Origin of the sequence: Streptomyces sp. NPDC017202 (assembly GCF_044331705.1) — a bacterium.
GTDB lineage: Bacteria > Actinomycetota > Actinomycetes > Streptomycetales > Streptomycetaceae > Streptomyces.
In genome coordinates this window covers 149,222-164,073 of the sequence record NZ_JBIRNP010000001.1, presented here as the reverse complement: position 1 = coordinate 164,073, position 14,852 = coordinate 149,222, and the positions used below count along the sequence as shown (strand labels likewise).

General features: G+C 71.8%; 17 protein-coding genes. 4 read left to right on the top strand and 13 right to left on the bottom strand.

All coding sequences use genetic code 11. The features are described 5' to 3' along the window. Positions 1-16 precede the first annotated feature (16 nt). Positions 17-886 carry a hypothetical protein gene (locus ACH4N1_RS00740; RefSeq protein ID WP_398093490.1) on the bottom strand — a complete coding sequence of 290 codons (870 nt, stop codon included), beginning with the start codon at positions 884-886 and terminating at the stop codon, positions 17-19. Between the two features lie 65 nt (positions 887-951). Next, positions 952-1,311 (bottom strand): ArsC/Spx/MgsR family protein, encoded by a 360-nt coding sequence (locus ACH4N1_RS00735; RefSeq protein ID WP_398093489.1) that lies wholly within the window; start codon positions 1,309-1,311, stop codon positions 952-954. A gap of 142 nt (positions 1,312-1,453) precedes the next feature. Here ACH4N1_RS00735 and ACH4N1_RS00730 point away from each other — a divergent pair, with 142 nt between their 5' ends. Together ACH4N1_RS00730 and ACH4N1_RS00725 are read left to right on the top strand one after the other, a co-directional pair. Beyond that, positions 1,454-1,741, top strand: coding sequence for a hypothetical protein (locus ACH4N1_RS00730; RefSeq protein WP_398093487.1), 288 nt, complete (start codon positions 1,454-1,456; stop codon positions 1,739-1,741). 244 nt (positions 1,742-1,985) lie between these two features. Further along, positions 1,986-3,326, top strand: a complete 1,341-nt coding sequence (locus ACH4N1_RS00725; protein WP_398093486.1) for a DUF2252 domain-containing protein — start codon at positions 1,986-1,988, stop codon at positions 3,324-3,326. Positions 3,327-3,333: 7 nt separating this feature from the next. On the opposite strand, the gene ACH4N1_RS00720 is transcribed toward ACH4N1_RS00725, so the two are convergent. Together ACH4N1_RS00720 and ACH4N1_RS00715 are read right to left on the bottom strand one after the other, a co-directional pair. After that, entirely contained in the window at positions 3,334-5,022 is a 1,689-nt protein-coding gene (locus ACH4N1_RS00720) for an alpha/beta fold hydrolase (protein ID WP_398093485.1), read from the bottom strand. 32 nt (positions 5,023-5,054) lie between these two features. Beyond that, on the bottom strand, positions 5,055-5,576 hold the full coding sequence (locus tag ACH4N1_RS00715; RefSeq protein WP_398093484.1) for a DUF1269 domain-containing protein: 522 nt from the start codon (positions 5,574-5,576) through the stop codon (positions 5,055-5,057). A gap of 166 nt (positions 5,577-5,742) precedes the next feature. Between ACH4N1_RS00715 and ACH4N1_RS00710 the strand changes: the two genes are divergently transcribed. Continuing rightward, the gene (locus ACH4N1_RS00710; RefSeq protein WP_398093483.1) at positions 5,743-6,012 is read left to right on the top strand and encodes a hypothetical protein; all 270 of its coding nucleotides are present in this window, start codon (positions 5,743-5,745) and stop codon (positions 6,010-6,012) included. A 52-nt stretch (positions 6,013-6,064) separates the two neighbouring features. On the opposite strand, the gene ACH4N1_RS00705 is transcribed toward ACH4N1_RS00710, so the two are convergent. From ACH4N1_RS00705 to glnA, 5 genes are all read right to left on the bottom strand, one after another. Next, a complete protein-coding gene (locus tag ACH4N1_RS00705) occupies positions 6,065-6,649 on the bottom strand; it encodes a hypothetical protein (RefSeq protein ID WP_398093481.1) in 585 nt (194 codons plus the stop codon). Positions 6,650-6,651: 2 nt separating this feature from the next. Next, complete coding sequence (gene htpX / locus ACH4N1_RS00700) at positions 6,652-7,572, bottom strand: zinc metalloprotease HtpX (protein ID WP_398093480.1); 921 nt, start codon at positions 7,570-7,572, stop codon at positions 6,652-6,654. Positions 7,573-7,716: 144 nt separating this feature from the next. Further along, complete coding sequence (locus tag ACH4N1_RS00695; RefSeq protein WP_398093479.1) at positions 7,717-7,974, bottom strand: hypothetical protein; 258 nt, start codon at positions 7,972-7,974, stop codon at positions 7,717-7,719. A 156-nt stretch (positions 7,975-8,130) separates the two neighbouring features. After that, positions 8,131-8,514 carry a hypothetical protein gene (locus ACH4N1_RS00690; protein ID WP_398093478.1) on the bottom strand — a complete coding sequence of 128 codons (384 nt, stop codon included), beginning with the start codon at positions 8,512-8,514 and terminating at the stop codon, positions 8,131-8,133. A 505-nt stretch (positions 8,515-9,019) separates the two neighbouring features. Next, on the bottom strand, positions 9,020-10,429 hold the full coding sequence (gene glnA / locus ACH4N1_RS00685) for a type I glutamate--ammonia ligase (RefSeq protein WP_363087126.1): 1,410 nt from the start codon (positions 10,427-10,429) through the stop codon (positions 9,020-9,022). A gap of 208 nt (positions 10,430-10,637) precedes the next feature. Here glnA and ACH4N1_RS00680 point away from each other — a divergent pair, with 208 nt between their 5' ends. After that, positions 10,638-11,105, top strand: coding sequence for an RDD family protein (locus ACH4N1_RS00680; RefSeq protein ID WP_398093477.1), 468 nt, complete (start codon positions 10,638-10,640; stop codon positions 11,103-11,105). 223 nt (positions 11,106-11,328) lie between these two features. Here ACH4N1_RS00680 and ACH4N1_RS00675 read toward each other — a convergent pair whose 3' ends face one another. The 4 genes from ACH4N1_RS00675 to lipB all read right to left on the bottom strand — a co-directional run bounded on the left by ACH4N1_RS00675 (position 11,329) and on the right by lipB (position 14,513). Next, on the bottom strand, positions 11,329-12,030 hold the full coding sequence (locus ACH4N1_RS00675; protein ID WP_398093476.1) for a DUF4191 domain-containing protein: 702 nt from the start codon (positions 12,028-12,030) through the stop codon (positions 11,329-11,331). Between the two features lie 90 nt (positions 12,031-12,120). Then, positions 12,121-12,321, bottom strand: coding sequence for a hypothetical protein (locus ACH4N1_RS00670; RefSeq protein ID WP_398093474.1), 201 nt, complete (start codon positions 12,319-12,321; stop codon positions 12,121-12,123). A 302-nt stretch (positions 12,322-12,623) separates the two neighbouring features. After that, positions 12,624-13,589 (bottom strand): lipoyl synthase, encoded by a 966-nt coding sequence (gene lipA, locus ACH4N1_RS00665; protein ID WP_382790198.1) that lies wholly within the window; start codon positions 13,587-13,589, stop codon positions 12,624-12,626. Positions 13,590-13,715: 126 nt separating this feature from the next. Continuing rightward, entirely contained in the window at positions 13,716-14,513 is a 798-nt protein-coding gene (lipB, locus tag ACH4N1_RS00660; RefSeq protein WP_382790196.1) for a lipoyl(octanoyl) transferase LipB, read from the bottom strand. Positions 14,514-14,852 lie beyond the last annotated feature (339 nt).

Below are 14,852 nucleotides of genomic sequence, written 5' to 3'. Positions count from 1 at the left end.
CCGTCCGGTGATCCGCTCAGCCGTTCCCCCCGTCCTCGTACGCCACCACCGTCTCGTTGACGTGCCGCAGCAACCCCTCGGTCTGAGCGGTGAGTTCGGCCTCGCCGGTCTCCGAACCGTCGCCCCACTGGCCGTTGGCGAACACCACCGAACGGACCGTCATCACCCGCCGGAACACCCCGGCCGAACCCGGCGGCACCGTCGGCATGCCGGCCTCGGGCGGCGGGTCCAGCGAGACCACCTGGTAGGTGACCGGGTCCATCGACGCCATCATGAACACCCGGGTGGCGTCCTCGACGCGGGCGAAGCTCAGTACGCTCACCGTGATCTGCGAGCGCCGGTCCGTGTCCGTGAAGAGCGCCGCCGTCAACCGGGAGCACGGCTCGCCCTGTTCGATCAGCTGGGCCAGCTCCGCCGACATGCCGCGGGTGCAGTCGGTGGTGGTGGCGAGATCGACCCGGGTGTACCGCGAGCCGTCCCCGACGCGGACGTTCTTCGCCGGGAAGGCCTGCTCCGGCCGGATGACCGGCCGGGCGAGCAGCGAGGGCAGGGCGCTCGGGGCGTCGGAGGGCAGGGACGCGTCGACGGACGGGACGGCCGGGCCCGAACCGGTCGCGGTGGCCGCCGGGGGAGCGGCGTCCCGGCCGCCCCCGCCGGGCCCGCCGTCCCGGTCCGCCGCCATCACGACACCGGCCGCGACGGCGGCGGCCAGGACGGCACCGGTCCCGGCGGCCGCGAGACGCCGGTTGCGCCGGCGCCGGCGTATCCGCTCCTGCTCGATCCGCTCCTGCTCGATCCGGTTCTGCTCGATCCGGTCCTGTTCGGCCGTGAACGGGGCGTACGGCTCGGGTGGTCCGTACGGGAATCCTTGATCACCGAAGGTCATGGCGGCGGAGGGTAACAGCGTGGCCGCCCCGACTCCCGTCGCCCGACCAATCGTTCACAGCCGGACTAACGGGACAGAGCGTCCCGTACGGCCTCGTCCGTGCGGGCCACCACCGCCGTACCGTCCTCGGCGGTGATGATCGGGCGCTGGATGAGCCGGGGGTGCCCGGCGAGCGCCGTGATCCAGCGCCCGCGCGCGGCGGCGTCCCGCGGCCACTCCCTCAGCCCCAGCTCCTCGGCCTCGGCCTCCTGGGTGCGGGTGATGTCCCACGGCTCCAGCCCGAGGCGGTCGAGCACGGCGCTGATCTCGTCCTCGCCCGGTACGTCCTCCAGGTAGTGGCGGACGGTGTAGTCGGCGCCCTCGGCGTCGAGGAGGGTGAGGGCGCTGTGACACTTGGAACAGGCGGGATTGATCCAGATCTCCATGCCGGTCACGGTAGCCGGAAACAGGGCCGAAAGCCCTTCTGGCCAGGGGCGTTTGTCAGTGGTGGGCCGTAGAATAGAAGCAGTGTTCGAGGGTTCCGCCGGAGGTGCCGGCCGGGGCCCTGACCGCGACAGGAGGATGCCCGTGCCCGCTGCCGCACTCAAGACGAAGCGACCTGTCCCACTCGACCAGCCCTACGTGCCCGTGGAGAAGCGGCCGCTGCCGCCCGGACGGCCCCGCGACTGGTACGTCACGCACAACCGGCGCCTCAAGGCCATGCGCCTCGCGATAGCCCTCCTCGACCTGGGCGTCTACCTGCCCAGCCAGGCCCGCAACGAGAAGATCCGCAGCACGGCCCTGCTCATCGGCGTGCACCCGCCGTCGGACACGACGTGCCACATGGTGCGGGCGCTGATGCGCTACAGCAGGTGAGGGCGGCGCCGGGTGCCGCCCCGCACGGCACCCGGCGCGCCACGCCCCCTCCGGAAGATCCGCCGCCCATGGGCAACGCCCCCCCGCGTCACCCGTTCGCCGTACCCGGCGTGCGGAGGCCCCCCGCCGGGCCTTCACTGCGATCAAGCCCACACACGCAGTCGTAGGCACCCGTGCACAGCCGTACGCACGCGTGGGCGTGCACGCGAGCAGGGAGGCCAGCCATGACGCAGAGGCAGCCCGCATGACCACCCCCGCCGACCGCGCCCGCCGCGGCCGGGACGCCCGCAAGCGCGCCTCCCGCTCCGCGCACGCCTACTGGCTTCCGTCCGTCGACCGCCCCGACCCCGTCGGCGTCCTGGAGCGCCAGGGCCGCGACCGGCTGACCGAACTGCTGCCGATCCGGTACGGGCGGATGGCCGCCTCGCCGTTCGCCTTCCTGCGCGGCTCGGCCGCCGTGATGGCCGCCGACCTGGCCGCCGGACAGCACACGGGGCTGACCGTGCAACTGTGCGGCGACGCGCATCTGCTCAACTTCGGCCTGTACGCCTCGCCGGAGCGCGCCCTCCTCTTCGACATCGACGACTTCGACGAGACGTTCCCCGGCCCCTTCGAGTGGGACGTCAAACGCCTCGCGGCCTCCGTCGCCGTCGCCGCGCGGGAGAACGGCCACAGCGAGGCCAAGGCCCGCCGGGCCGCCCTGGAGACCGCCGCCGCCTACCGCACCGCCGTCCGACGGCTGTCCGGCCTCGGTGAACTCGCCGTCTGGTACGAGCGCATCGAGGCCGACCGCCTGCTGCCGCTGATCCGTTCCGCCCGCCGCCGCCGGCGCGCCGGGGCCAGCCTCACCCGGGCCCGCCGCCGCACCGGCCTGCAGGCCCTCGACCGGCTGACCGAGGTGGTCGACGGGCGCCGCCGCATCGTGCACGACCCGCCGCTGCTCGAACCGGCCGGCGCCTCCGACTCCGCCACCCTGCGCAAGATCTTCAGCGACTACCGCTCCACCCTCTCCGAGGAACGCCGCCTGCTCCTCGACCGCTTCCGCTACGTCGACGCCGCCCGCAAGGTGGTCGGCGTCGGCAGCGTCGGCACCCGCTGCTTCGTCGTCCTGCTCACCGGCCGCGACACCGACGACCCGCTGTTCCTCCAGCTCAAGGAGGCCCGCCCGTCGGTGCTGGAGGAGCACCTGCCGAGCGGGGCGTACGTCCATCCCGGCCACCGGGTCGTCGCCGGTCAGCGGCTCCTGCAGGCGGCGAGCGACATCTTCCTGGGCTGGACGACCGGGCCGCAGGGGCGCGCCTTCTACTGGCGGCAGCTGCGCGACATGAAGGGCTCCGCCGACGTCGCCGGCATGACCCCGGCCGACCTGGCCACGTACGCCCGGCTGTGCGGCACGGCCCTGGCCCGCGCGCACGCCCGCTCCGGCGACCGCGTCGCCATCGCCGGGTACCTCGGGGGCGCCGACACCTTCGAACGCGCCGTGGCCGACTTCGCCCTCGCCTACGCCGACCAGACCGCCGCCGACCACGCGGCCCTGGGCGCGGCGATCGCGGCGGGGGTCGTACCCGCCGCGCCCGGAGTGTGAACGCCCCTCACGCGTAGGCCTCCAGCAGCCCCGCCACGTACGCCTCCAGCCGCCCGCCGAGCACCTCCGCCGTCAGGTCGGTCCGGCCCAGCTCGCGCCACGGCCCCGCCGGCTTCGCCGCGTCGGGGCAGTAGGCCAGGGCGTCGAGCAGCCGCCAGTACAGGTGGTCGGTGCCGTCGGCCAGACCGTGCCCGCCGTGCTCCTCGTAGCGCCCCCGGAAGCCGAGGCCGTGGGCGGGACCGTGCAGCAGGGCCAGTGCTGTGGAGCAGTGTGCGACGTCGAGGTCGGCGGGGCCCCAGGAGGTCTCCACCCAGTCGACGACCCCGCTGACGCGCAGCCCGTCGCCCGCTCCCTCGAACAGCACGTTGCCGGGATGGAAGTCCCGGTGCAGGAAACGCCCCTCGTGGGCCGGGGGCTCGCGGCGGATCACGTCGACCGCCCGCTCCCACACCGCCCCCGCGGGCGCGCGGACCCGCTCCGGGGACGTCCAGGCCTGGTAGGTCCGCGGGCGTTCGCCGGGGCCGACGGCGTGGACCCGGACGAGCTGGGCCGCGAGCAGGTCCAGTCGGCGTTCCAGGTCCTCCTCGTCGACCCGCACCCGGCCGGGCAGCGACGACATCAGCAGGCTGGGGTGGTCGCACAGTTCGCCCGTCGCGTCGACGGCGACCAGTCGCGCCGCCGGGACGCCCTCCTGCCCGGCGAGCAGCGTCAGCACGTCCGCCTCACGCGCCAGCAGCCCCGGCGCGTGACGGCGGAAGAAGGGCTTCACGAACGTCCGCAGCACCAGGGACGTGCCGTCGTCCAGGGTGAGCCGGCGCATCTGGGAACTCCAACCGCCCCGCAGCGGAAGGGAGTCGACGACCGTCCGGCCTTCCGGCAGCCGCCCGGCCAGCCAGGCACGGGTCGCCGTCCAGCCGTTCTCGCCGAGGCCGGTGAGGACGGCACGGACGAACTCCCGCCGGTCGTCGGGGTGATCGCGCAGCCACGCACCCAGCTGGTGGTCGGCGTCCGGCAGTTCGAACCGGGTGTACTGGGAACGGGCGGCCAGCGCGTCCTGCACCGCCTCCGTGACCTCCGCCGGGATCACCGCGTCGGTCCCCGGCACGGCGAGCACCGCCCGGCCCTCGTACGCCCGCAGGACGTCGAACGCCGGCGCCGCCTCCCAGCTCCCCGGCGTCCGGATGATCGCGCTGAACCGCCCGGCCCCGTTCCCGGCCGCGTCCGCCCGGGAGGGACCCCCGCCGTCCCCGAACGGCACGTCCCACGCCTCGGCCGCGTACACCGCGGGCGCGCACAGGCCGAGGGCCGCGACCCGGTCCCCGTAGTGGGCGGTGAGGTCGGCCACCGTCTGGCCGCTCATGCTGAACCCGACGAGCACCAGCGGTCCGCCCCGCGGCACGTACGCGTCGATCACCGCCACGGCCTGCTCGAAGCGTCGCCGCAGACTCGACTCCCGCAGCGCGCCGGTGCTTTCGCCGTGGCCGGAGAAGTCGAGGGCGAGGGCGTGACAGCCCCGCGCCGTGAACTCGCCGAGCAGCGGCAGCAGTCGTTCCTTGCTGCTGCGGCCGGCCCCGTGCAGCACGACGGCGGTGGCCGCCGCCGGCCCCTTGCCGCCGTCGCCGTACACACCGCTGAGCCGTTCACCGTCGTGCTCGTGCCGGAAGGGTCGATGAAGGACGCCGGAGAACTCGCTCATCGACCCATTCACTCACGTCCACCGACGGGCGGTCACGCCGTCGGAGAACCGGCCTCCGACCGGGGCGCCCGGGCCGCCCTGATCGCCTCCCGCAGATGCTCCTCCTCCGCCTTGCTCAGCGAGGTCTGCACCAACTGCCCGCCGAACGGGGCGATCTGCGGGATCACCTTGTCCTCGGCCGCGTGCTCGGCCAGGACGAAGAGGGCCGCGGCACCGGGCCGCAGGTTCTGGCTGAGGTCCCTCATGAAGTCGTCGTCGATACCGGTGTCGGTGAAGGAGCCTCCGGCCGCTCCGGCCGCCGCGCCCACCGCCGCCCCGAGCAGCGGGGCCAGGAACAGCAGTCCGATCACCCCGCCCCACACGGCGCCGCCCGCCGCGCCGACCGCCGTGTGGTTCACCGCCTGGTGCAGTTCGATCCTGCCGTCGTCGCGCCGCTCGACGACCACCGCGTCCTCCAGCTCGACCAGATGCTGCTTGGACAGCTCGAACAGCTTGTCGCGCACCTGGCCGGCGGTGGCGAGGTCGTCGTAGGCGACGACGAAGAGATTGCTCATCAGGGCACCCTTTTTGATCCGGCATGTGCCGTTCTGGCCGACTCCAGGCGCCGGGAAAAAGGGATGCACGTCGAGTGACCGTCTCCCTACTCTGAGGAGACCGCCCCACCCCCCGTCCCCACCACCCGGCACACCCGTCCGTCCCTGCCCAGGAAGGAGGCACACCATGGGCACCGTCGTTCTCTCCGGGACCGTCGTCCTGGTGGTCCTGGGATGCGGCAACCACCTGTACTGGCTCGCCGCGGTCGCCGCCCTCTACCTGTACGCCCGCCGGGGCCACGGCTCGTCCTCGTCGTCGGCGTCCGGCCCGGTCGCCGGCTCCGCGCAGGGCTCCGCTCCCGCGTCCGCGCCGACGTCGTACAAGGCCTACCGGGCACGCCGCGACCAGCAGGCCAAGTGGGAGCGCCGCTACGCCCGCGAGCGCGGCGGCAGGTAGGAAGCGGAGGGCCGCTTCGCGCAGGGGCCCCCGCACCGGCCGGCGCCACCCCTCACAGGCCGGGCGCGCCCCACAGCGGGTACCAGCGGCCGAGGTCCGACTCGGTCCGCAGGTCGCTCGCCAGGGCCGCCCTCACCTGGAGCTCCAGCGAGCTGTCGCGCCGCTGCCCCCCGCCGGGCAGCGGCGCGAACGGGTAGAAGGACCCGCGCTTGTACAGGTACACCAGCGCCAGCCGTCGCCCGTCCCGGTCCTCGAACCCCACGAGCGAGCACAGCAACTGGGGGCCGAAGCCGTTGACCTCCATCGCGCTGTTCACCGCGTGCAGATCGTTGACCAGCTCCGGGAGCTCGCCGGGGGAGCGCAGGGAGACCAGCCAGGAGTAGCCGTAGTCGTCCCGCAGCAGCCGCACCGGGGGGCCGGTGCGCTCGGTGTCCGCGTCCAGCAGGGCCTGGACCTCGCGGTGCGTCTGCTCGAACGCCGACCCCTCGACCGTCGCGAAGCACACCGCGCCCTGCCCGGTCGGCGTGAACCCGGCCGCCGCCTCCAGCGTCACCGCCGCCGACGGCAGCGCGAACAGCTGGTCCAGGTCGGGCGCGACCGGCTTCGACCGGCCGAGCAGGATGTCCAGCAGCCCCATGATCAGTCCGCCTTCCCCGGAGTGGCCGCCTCGCCCAGTTCGGCCGAGATCCGCCCCAGCTGTGCCAGCCGCTGCTCCAGGCTGGGGTGGGTGGAGAACAGCCGCGCGACACCCGGCTCGGAGCCCAGCGCCGGGGTGAAGTAGAACGCGTTGAACGCCTGGACCGTCCGCAGGTCCTTCGACGGGATCCGCGCGATGTCCCCGGTGACCTTCGTCAGCGCGGAGGCCAGCGCGGAGGGCCGTCCGGTCAGCAGCGCCGCCGCCCGGTCCGCCGCCAGCTCCCGGTACCGGGACAGGGCCCGGATCAGCAGGAAGCTGAGCGCGTACACGGCCGCGGAGACACCCATGACGGCCGCGAAGACGACCGCGGTGTTCTGGTCCCTGCGCCCGCCGCCGAAGAGCTGGCTGTAGAAGGCGAACCGCACGACCAGCCCCGCGATCACGCCGAGGAACGAGGCGATCGTGATCACGGCGACGTCCTTGTGCGCCACGTGCGACAGCTCGTGCGCGAGGACACCCTCCAGTTCGGCCGGCTCCAGCCGCCGCAGCAGCCCGGTGGTCACGCACACCACCGCGTGATCGGCATTCCGCCCGGTGGCGAACGCGTTCGGCATGTCGATCTCCGACACGGCGACCACCGGTTTGGGCATGTCGGCCAGCGCGCTCAACCGGTCGACCACGGCGTGCAGTTCGGGATACTCCTCCCGCTCCACGACCCGGCCCCGCATCGCGAACAGCGCGATCCGGTCGGAGAACCAGTACTGCGCGCCGAGCATCCCCGCCGCGACCACGACGACCAGCACCCACGACTTCAGCAACACGATCAGCGCGGCGACGAACGCCACGTACAGCAGCCCGAGCAGGAACAGCGTGACCGTCATCCGCACGGTCAGCCCGCGGTCGCTGCGAAATCGACTCCGCATCTGCACCACCACCCACAGTCAGGCACTCGCCCCACTGCCCAGTGTGCACCGGCCCTCCCCCATGAGGAGGTCCCCGACGTCCCCAGTCCGGGCAAAAGGTCCCGGGAACCCCGGCGACCCGCCGGCGCCGCCCCGGCCGGGCGGTCAGTGGGGCGCCTGGAACCGCGCGTACCCCAGCAGCAGGATCACCGCGGCGACGCAGCCCAGGACGATCGCCGTCGACGTCCAGGACGACCGGCGGGGGGTCCGCGGGCCGGGAGCGGCCCGGAAGGGCTGGGGCTCGGGCGGGTTCTCCTTCCAGCGGGCGGCCAGCATGCGGGCGCGTGCCGAGGGCTCCTTGTGTTCCGCGCTGTCGGCCCACTTGAGGTCGAACTCCCGCTCGGCATCGTCCTGTTGGGACATCCCCGTCTCTCCCCGTCACCCTTGTCGAACAACTGTGCCGGAAACCATACGACGGCGCCCCCGCCCTGAGAAACCGGGAACGGGGGCGCGGCCCGGCGGGCCGACGGCGCCGCGCCGGGTACGGGCTGGGCGGCGGTTGCCCGGGTCGGACGTGGTTCAGCCGCCGACGCGGCGCTCTGCGGCGTGGGCGTTGTCGTCCTTCGCCTGGGCGCGCGTGCCGGGGGTGACGCAGACGAGGTCACTGGGCTGAGCCTCACGCCACACGAACCCCGGCTTGCACGTGGGGTCGTCCTCGCTGACCCGGCGCTCTGCGGCGTGGGCGTTGTCGTCCTTGACCTGGGCGCGCGTGCCGGGGGTGACGCAGACCAGGTCGTTCGTGGTGACCTCACGCCACACGAACCCCGCCTTGCACTGGAGCGACAGTGCGGGCAGCTCCGGAGCCGCCTCCGCGGTGGTCGACAGCCCCACGCCCCCTGCCACTGCGGCCAGGACAGCCGACACGACGGTGATCCTGCGAGCACGCTCGAGAATTTTCGCCATGCTTTCACACTCCTTTGTAGGATTGCGAGCTTTGTCCACACCCGAAGGGTGCGCTGACGTGAGAAGACCGTGACGGGGCCGGGCTCATCGAGGTGCGACGTACAAGCAGGGCCCGACTCCGGAACCGGAGTGCCTCTGCTGTCGGATGGAGGTGGTGCGGCCTGGCCGATCACTCCGCGTGTGCCCTGGCTGAGCCATGGCGTACGGACGGGTCAGGGGGAATTCCTGCTCTTTCCCGACCGGGTCTCGCTTCTCAGATTGGCACTTCACTCTTCGGGGTGCATCTCGAGTGATCTGCGAGCGCGGTACGGAGGTTGGCCGCAGGACCTTGAGCCGCCCCCGAGGCGGACCCGGCCGAAGCCGGCGGCGCCGCTCTCGGCGGCCGTTCACGGCGCGGGGCCCGAAAAAGGCCGTCGGCCGTGCCCTTCCAGCGGAGGAAGAACACGGCCGACGGCCCACAGCCGGCCCGGGTCGGAGCGGAAACCCGCTTCGACCCGGGGCTATATCACACGTCGAAGTACAGCTCGAACTCGTGCGGGTGCGGACGCAGCTGGAGCGGCGCGATCTCGTGCGTGCGCTTGTAGTCGATCCACGTCTCGATCAGGTCGGGCGTGAAGACGTCACCGGCGAGCAGGAACTCGTGGTCGGACTCGAGACGGTCCAGGACGGCCGACAGCGAGGTCGGGACCTGCGCGACGTTCGCGTGCTCCTCGGGGGCCAGCTCGTAGAGGTCCTTGTCGATCGGCTCGGCCGGCTCGATCTTGTTCTTGACGCCGTCCAGACCCGCCATGAGGAGCGCGGAGAACGCCAGGTACGGGTTGCCGGAGGCGTCGGGCGCGCGGAACTCGACGCGCTTGGCCTTCGGGTTCGAGCCCGTGATCGGGATACGCATCGCGGCGGAGCGGTTGCGCTGCGAGTACACCAGGTTGACCGGGGCCTCGAAGCCGGGGACCAGGCGGTGGTACGAGTTCACCGTCGGGTTGGTGAAGGCCAGCAGCGACGGGGCGTGCTTGAGGATGCCGCCGATGTAGTAGCGCGCCATGTCCGACAGGCCCGCGTAACCGGCCTCGTCGTAGAACAGCGGGGAGCCGCCGCTCCACAGCGACTGGTGCACGTGCATGCCCGAGCCGTTGTCGCCGAAGATCGGCTTCGGCATGAAGGTCGCGGTCTTGCCGTTGCGCCAGGCGACGTTCTTCACGATGTACTTGAACAGCTGAAGGTCGTCGGCCGCGGCGAGCAGCGTGTTGAACTTGTAGTTGATCTCGGCCTGGCCGGCGGTGCCCACCTCGTGGTGCTGGCGCTCGACCTGGAGGCCGGACGCGGCCAGCTCCAGGGAGATCTCCGCCCGCAGGTCGGCGAAGTGGTCGACCGGCGGGGTCGGGAAGTAGCCGCCCTTGTAGCGGACCTTGTAGCCGCGGTTGTCCTCCAGCGCACCGGTGTTCCAGGCGCCCGCCTCGGAGTCGATGTGGTAGAAGGACTCGTTCTCCGACGTCTTGAAGCGCACGGAGTCGAAGACGTAGAACTCGGCCTCGGGGCCGAAGTAGGCCGTGTCGGCGATACCGGTCGACGCCAGGTACGCCTCGGCCTTCTTCGCGACGTTCCGCGGGTCACGGGAGTACTGCTCGCCCGTGATCGGGTCGTGGATGAAGAAGTTGATGTTCAGCGTCTTGTCGCGGCGGAACGGGTCGAGACGCGCCGTCGACAGGTCGGCGCGCAGCGCCATGTCGGACTCGTGGATGGCCTGGAAGCCACGGATCGACGAACCGTCGAACGCCAGCTCCTCGTCCGGGTCGAACGCCTCGACGGGCAGCGAGAAGTGCTGCATGACGCCCGGCAGGTCGCAGAACCGGACGTCGATGAACTTGACGTCCTTGTCCGCGATGAACTTCTTGACCTCGTCGGCGTTCTGGAACATCCAGCTCCTCCTACTCCCGGCCGTCGAGCCGGGGTGGTAGTTCGTTCGTGCGGCCAGTGCGGTGGCACACGCTGTCGTCGACCCTAGGGACGGGTGGTTTCTCTGGCGTGACCCGTTTGTTTCGCAGAAGTTAACGGGCCCGGTTCCACCGTAACGCCGCCGCACCCCACCGTCCCGCCCGCGAAAGGGGGCGCAGTACCGTGGACGGGTGGACAACAGGCAAGCAATCGGATCGTGGCTGTCCGGGCCCCGCGCGGCCATGGAGGACGCGGGTGCCGACTTCGGGTACCGGGGCGAACAGCTGGGCCTGCCGGAGGAGGGGCCGGGGTCGATCGCCCGCCCCGGCCGGCGACTGGGCGCGCTGGCCGTGGACTGGGGCCTGTGCGTCCTGATCGCATACAGCTTGATCACGCACGGCTACGGCCCCGCGACCAGCAACTGGGCCCTGCTGATCTTCCTCGTGATGAGCCTCCTCACGGTGGGCACGCTCGGGTTCACGCCCGGCAAGCGGCTGTTCCGCCTGCGCGTGGTGGCCCTCGGCACCGGCACCGTCAGCCCCCTGCGCGCGGCCGCCCGCACCGTCCTGCTCTGCCTCGCCGTGCCCGCCCTGATCTGGGACCGCGACGGCCGCGGCCTCCACGACCGCGTGGCCCGCACGGTCGAGGTCCGCTTCTGAGAAGCAGAGAAGCAGAGAAGCAGAGAAGCAGAGAAGCAGAGACGCGGAGACGCGGAGACGCGCGTCCGGGCGGCACGAGCGCGAGCACGGCCCCACGGCAAAGCGGCAAAGTGCGACGGCGCGACGAAGTGCGACGGCGCCACGAAGTGCGACGGCGCGACGAAGGGGGCGCCCGGATGATTCCGGGCGCCCCCTCCGTGTGGGACGTTCGTGGGGGCGGTGATCAGCGGGGCCGCTGTCCGCCCTTCGGCAGGCGCATGCCCTTGGGCATCGGGCCCTTCGGCAGCGGCATGTTGCTCATCAGGTCGCCCATGGCGCGCAGCCGGTCGTTGGTGGTGGTCACCTGCGGACCGGTCAGCACCCGCGGCAGCTTCAGCATGGTGGTCCGCAGCTTCTTCAGCTCGACCTGGCCCTCGCCCGTGCCGACGAGCAGGTCGTGCACCGGGACGTCCGCGACGATGCGGTTCATCTTCCTCTTCTCGGCGGCCAGCAGGCTCTTCACCCGGTTCGGGTTGCCCTCGGCCACCAGCACGATGCCGGCCTTGCCGACCGCGCGGTGCACCACGTCCTGGCTGCGGTTCATCGCCACCGCGGGGGTCGTCGTCCAGCCTCGGCCGATGTTGTCGAGCACCGCCGCGGCAGCGCCCGGCTGGCCCTCCATCTGCCCGAAGGCCGCCCGCTCGGCCCGGCGCCCGAACACGATCGCCGTCGCGAGGAAGGCGAGCAGGAAGCCCAGGATGCCGAGATAGATGGGGTGACCGATCAGGAAGCCGATCGCGAGGAAGACACCGAAGGTGACGATTCCGACAGCCGCGAGCACAAGGCCGATCTTCTTGTCGGCCTTGCGGGTCATCTTGTAGGTCAGGGCGATCTGCTTCAGTCGCCCGGGGTTAGCGGCGTCAGTCGCCGTGTCCTTCCTCGCCATGCCACGCAGTCTACGTGGCCCCGGGAGCGCCGACGACGGCAGTGCCCCGGAGATCTCCCGGAGGCGGCCCGGAGAAGAGGCCGGGGGCGGTCACAGATGGACGGAGGTGACCTCTTCGAGGACGCGCTGCGCCTCGAAGCGGTCCTTGGCGCGACGACGGTCCTCCAGGACGGAGGTCCAGGCGTTGCGCCGGGCGGTGCGCTGGCCGCTGCTCATGAGCAGGGACTCGACGGCGCGCAGGGCGTCGGTGATGGACGGGATCGCGGTGGCGCGAACGGGCGCGGCCTGCATGGCGGGGGTCCCCCTCGGGAGCGGCTCGGCACGGATCTGCGGTGGTCTGCGCTGGTCTGCATCGGTCTACGTGATGTGACACCAGCGTCACTGTTTGGTGTTACCAGGGCATGACCGACCGGTCAAACACCCATGAAGCCTCGGTGCGGGGGGCCGAAATGCTGACGCGGCCCTGACGTGCGCCCTCATCTGCGAGGACGGTCAGGACCGCGTCGTATCGGACTCTACTGGCGGGTAATCGCTTGTGCGGGAATTCACACACCGGCGCTCCCGGCCCGGCTCGAGGGGCGCTTGACGGAGTGTCAGACGGCCTGGACGGCCACGAAGGAACCGCGCTTCTCGACGGCCATCTGGTACAGGCGTCCGGCGCGGTAGGAGGACCGTACCAGCGGTCCGGACATGACGCCCGAGAAGCCGATCTGCTCGGCCTCCTCCTTCAGCTCCACGAACTCGTGCGGCTTCACCCAGCGCTCCACCGGGTGGTGGCGCACCGAGGGGCGCAGGTACTGCGTGATGGTGACCAGCTCGCAGCCCGCCTCGTGCAACTGCCGGAGCGCCTCGCTGACCTCTTCGCGGGTCTCGCCCATGCCGAGGATCAGGTTGGACTTGGTGACCAGGCCGAAGTCGCGGGCCTCGGTGATGACCTTCAGCGAGCGCTCGTACCGGAAGCCCGGACGGATGCGCTTGAAGATCCGCGGGACCGTCTCGACGTTGTGCGCGAAGACCTCGGGGCGGGCGGAGAAGACCTCCGCCAGCTGCTCGGGGACGGCGTTGAAGTCGGGCGCCAGCAGCTCGACCTTGGTGCGGCCACCCTCGCGGCCGGCGGTCTGCGCGTGGATCTGGCGGACCGTCTCCGCGTACAGCCAGGCGCCGCCGTCCTCCAGGTCGTCGCGGGCGACGCCGGTGATGGTGGCGTAGTTCAGGTCCATGGTCACCACGGACTCGCCGACCCGGCGGGGCTCGTCGCGGTCCAGCGCCTCGGGCTTGCCGGTGTCGATCTGGCAGAAGTCGCAGCGCCGCGTGCACTGGTCGCCGCCGATGAGGAAGGTCGCCTCGCGGTCCTCCCAGCACTCGTAGATGTTCGGACAGCCGGCTTCCTGGCAGACCGTGTGCAGGCCCTCGCTCTTCACGAGGTTCTGCATCTTGGTGTACTCGGGACCCATTTTCGCCCGGGTCTTGATCCACTCGGGCTTGCGCTCGATGGGGGTCTGGCTGTTGCGGACCTCCAGGCGCAGCATCTTGCGTCCGTCGGGTGCGACTGCGGACACGACCGGCTCCCTGTAGCTTCGATTCTTCGGCGTACACCAGGGTACGCCCGTGTTTGTTGAGCCCTACCGGTGAGGCCAACCCGCAGACCACGGGGGCCATTCCCCCAGGGGGCGGGCACCGTCCGGTCAGACGGCCGCCTTCTCGATCTCCCGCGGCTTCAGCTCCGCGTTCTCCAGCACGTCCCGCAGGTGCCGTTCGGCGACCGGCAGCACCTCGTCGATCGTGACGTCCCGGCCCAGCTCTGCGGCCAGGGACGTGACGCCCGCGTCCCGGATCCCGCACGGGATGATGCGGTCGAACCAGGCGTTGTCCGGGTTCACGTTCAGGGCGAAGCCGTGCATCGTCACGCCCTTGGCGACCCGGATGCCGATCGCCGCGAGCTTGCGGTCCTCGCGGCGCTGGCCGGCGTTGGAGGGCGCGTACTCCGGGCCGTTCAGCCGCGGGTCGAACTCCTCGTCGTGCAGCCGGGGGTCGAAGTCGAGGGAGAGACCGCCGAGCGAGGGCCGCTGCTCGACCGGGTCGCCCAGCACCCACACCCCGCTGCGGCCCTCGACCCGCGAGGTCGCGACGCCGAACTCCGCGCACACCCGGATCAGGGCCTCCTCCAGCCGCCGCACGTGCGCCACGACGTCCACCGGCCGCGGGAGCTTCTGGATCGGGTAGCCCACCAGCTGGCCGGGTCCGTGCCAGGTGATCTTGCCGCCGCGGTCCACGTCCACCACCGGGGTGCCGTCCAGCGGGCGCTCGCTCTCGGCCGTGCGCCGGCCCGCCGTGTACACCGGCGGGTGTTCCAGCAGCAGAACGGTGTCGGGGACCTCGTCCGCGAACCGCGCCGCGTGCACCCGGCGCTGCTCGTCCCACGCCTCCCGGTACTCCACGGCGTCCGCTCCGAAGCCCATGCGAACGAACCGCAACTCACTCACGGCAAGCGCCTCCCTAGGCGATACGGCAATACGGCGGTACGGCAGTGCGGCGGGGCTCCGTCCCGGTCGTCCGGACCTGCCTGCCGGCACCCGGATCCGCGGGCGGCCGCCAGGACCTGTCCGTCATGCCCCACCGCGCCCCAAGCCACTGTACGTCCGCCCGTCGCGCGTCAGCTCAGCGGGCAATCCTCACACGATCGGATGAATGAACGTCGAGATGTGCGATGGCTTGCTCACGCTCCGCTACATTCGCGCCGTTCACGAGGCCATCAGGGCTGCTCACCGCAATCAGGGCACTTCATCCGGGCACGTCACGGGCCCGGAAGGCAGGAGACCGCA

Bases quoted from the DNA above. Each gene is read 5' to 3' on its own strand.
- ACH4N1_RS00740 (WP_398093490.1), bottom strand. From the start codon at position 886: ATGACCTTCGGTGATCAAGGATTCCCGTACGGACCACCCGAGCCGTAC.
- ACH4N1_RS00735 (WP_398093489.1), bottom strand. From the start codon at position 1,311: ATGGAGATCTGGATCAATCCCGCCTGTTCCAAGTGTCACAGCGCCCTC.
- ACH4N1_RS00725 (WP_398093486.1), top strand. From the start codon at position 1,986: ATGACCACCCCCGCCGACCGCGCCCGCCGCGGCCGGGACGCCCGCAAG.
- ACH4N1_RS00720 (WP_398093485.1), bottom strand. From the start codon at position 5,022: ATGAGCGAGTTCTCCGGCGTCCTTCATCGACCCTTCCGGCACGAGCAC.
- ACH4N1_RS00715 (WP_398093484.1), bottom strand. From the start codon at position 5,576: ATGAGCAATCTCTTCGTCGTCGCCTACGACGACCTCGCCACCGCCGGC.
- ACH4N1_RS00710 (WP_398093483.1), top strand. From the start codon at position 5,743: ATGGGCACCGTCGTTCTCTCCGGGACCGTCGTCCTGGTGGTCCTGGGA.
- ACH4N1_RS00705 (WP_398093481.1), bottom strand. From the start codon at position 6,649: ATGGGGCTGCTGGACATCCTGCTCGGCCGGTCGAAGCCGGTCGCGCCC.
- htpX (WP_398093480.1), bottom strand. From the start codon at position 7,572: ATGCGGAGTCGATTTCGCAGCGACCGCGGGCTGACCGTGCGGATGACG.
- ACH4N1_RS00695 (WP_398093479.1), bottom strand. From the start codon at position 7,974: ATGTCCCAACAGGACGATGCCGAGCGGGAGTTCGACCTCAAGTGGGCC.
- ACH4N1_RS00690 (WP_398093478.1), bottom strand. From the start codon at position 8,514: ATGGCGAAAATTCTCGAGCGTGCTCGCAGGATCACCGTCGTGTCGGCT.
- glnA (WP_363087126.1), bottom strand. From the start codon at position 10,429: ATGTTCCAGAACGCCGACGAGGTCAAGAAGTTCATCGCGGACAAGGAC.
- ACH4N1_RS00675 (WP_398093476.1), bottom strand. From the start codon at position 12,030: ATGGCGAGGAAGGACACGGCGACTGACGCCGCTAACCCCGGGCGACTG.
- ACH4N1_RS00670 (WP_398093474.1), bottom strand. From the start codon at position 12,321: ATGCAGGCCGCGCCCGTTCGCGCCACCGCGATCCCGTCCATCACCGAC.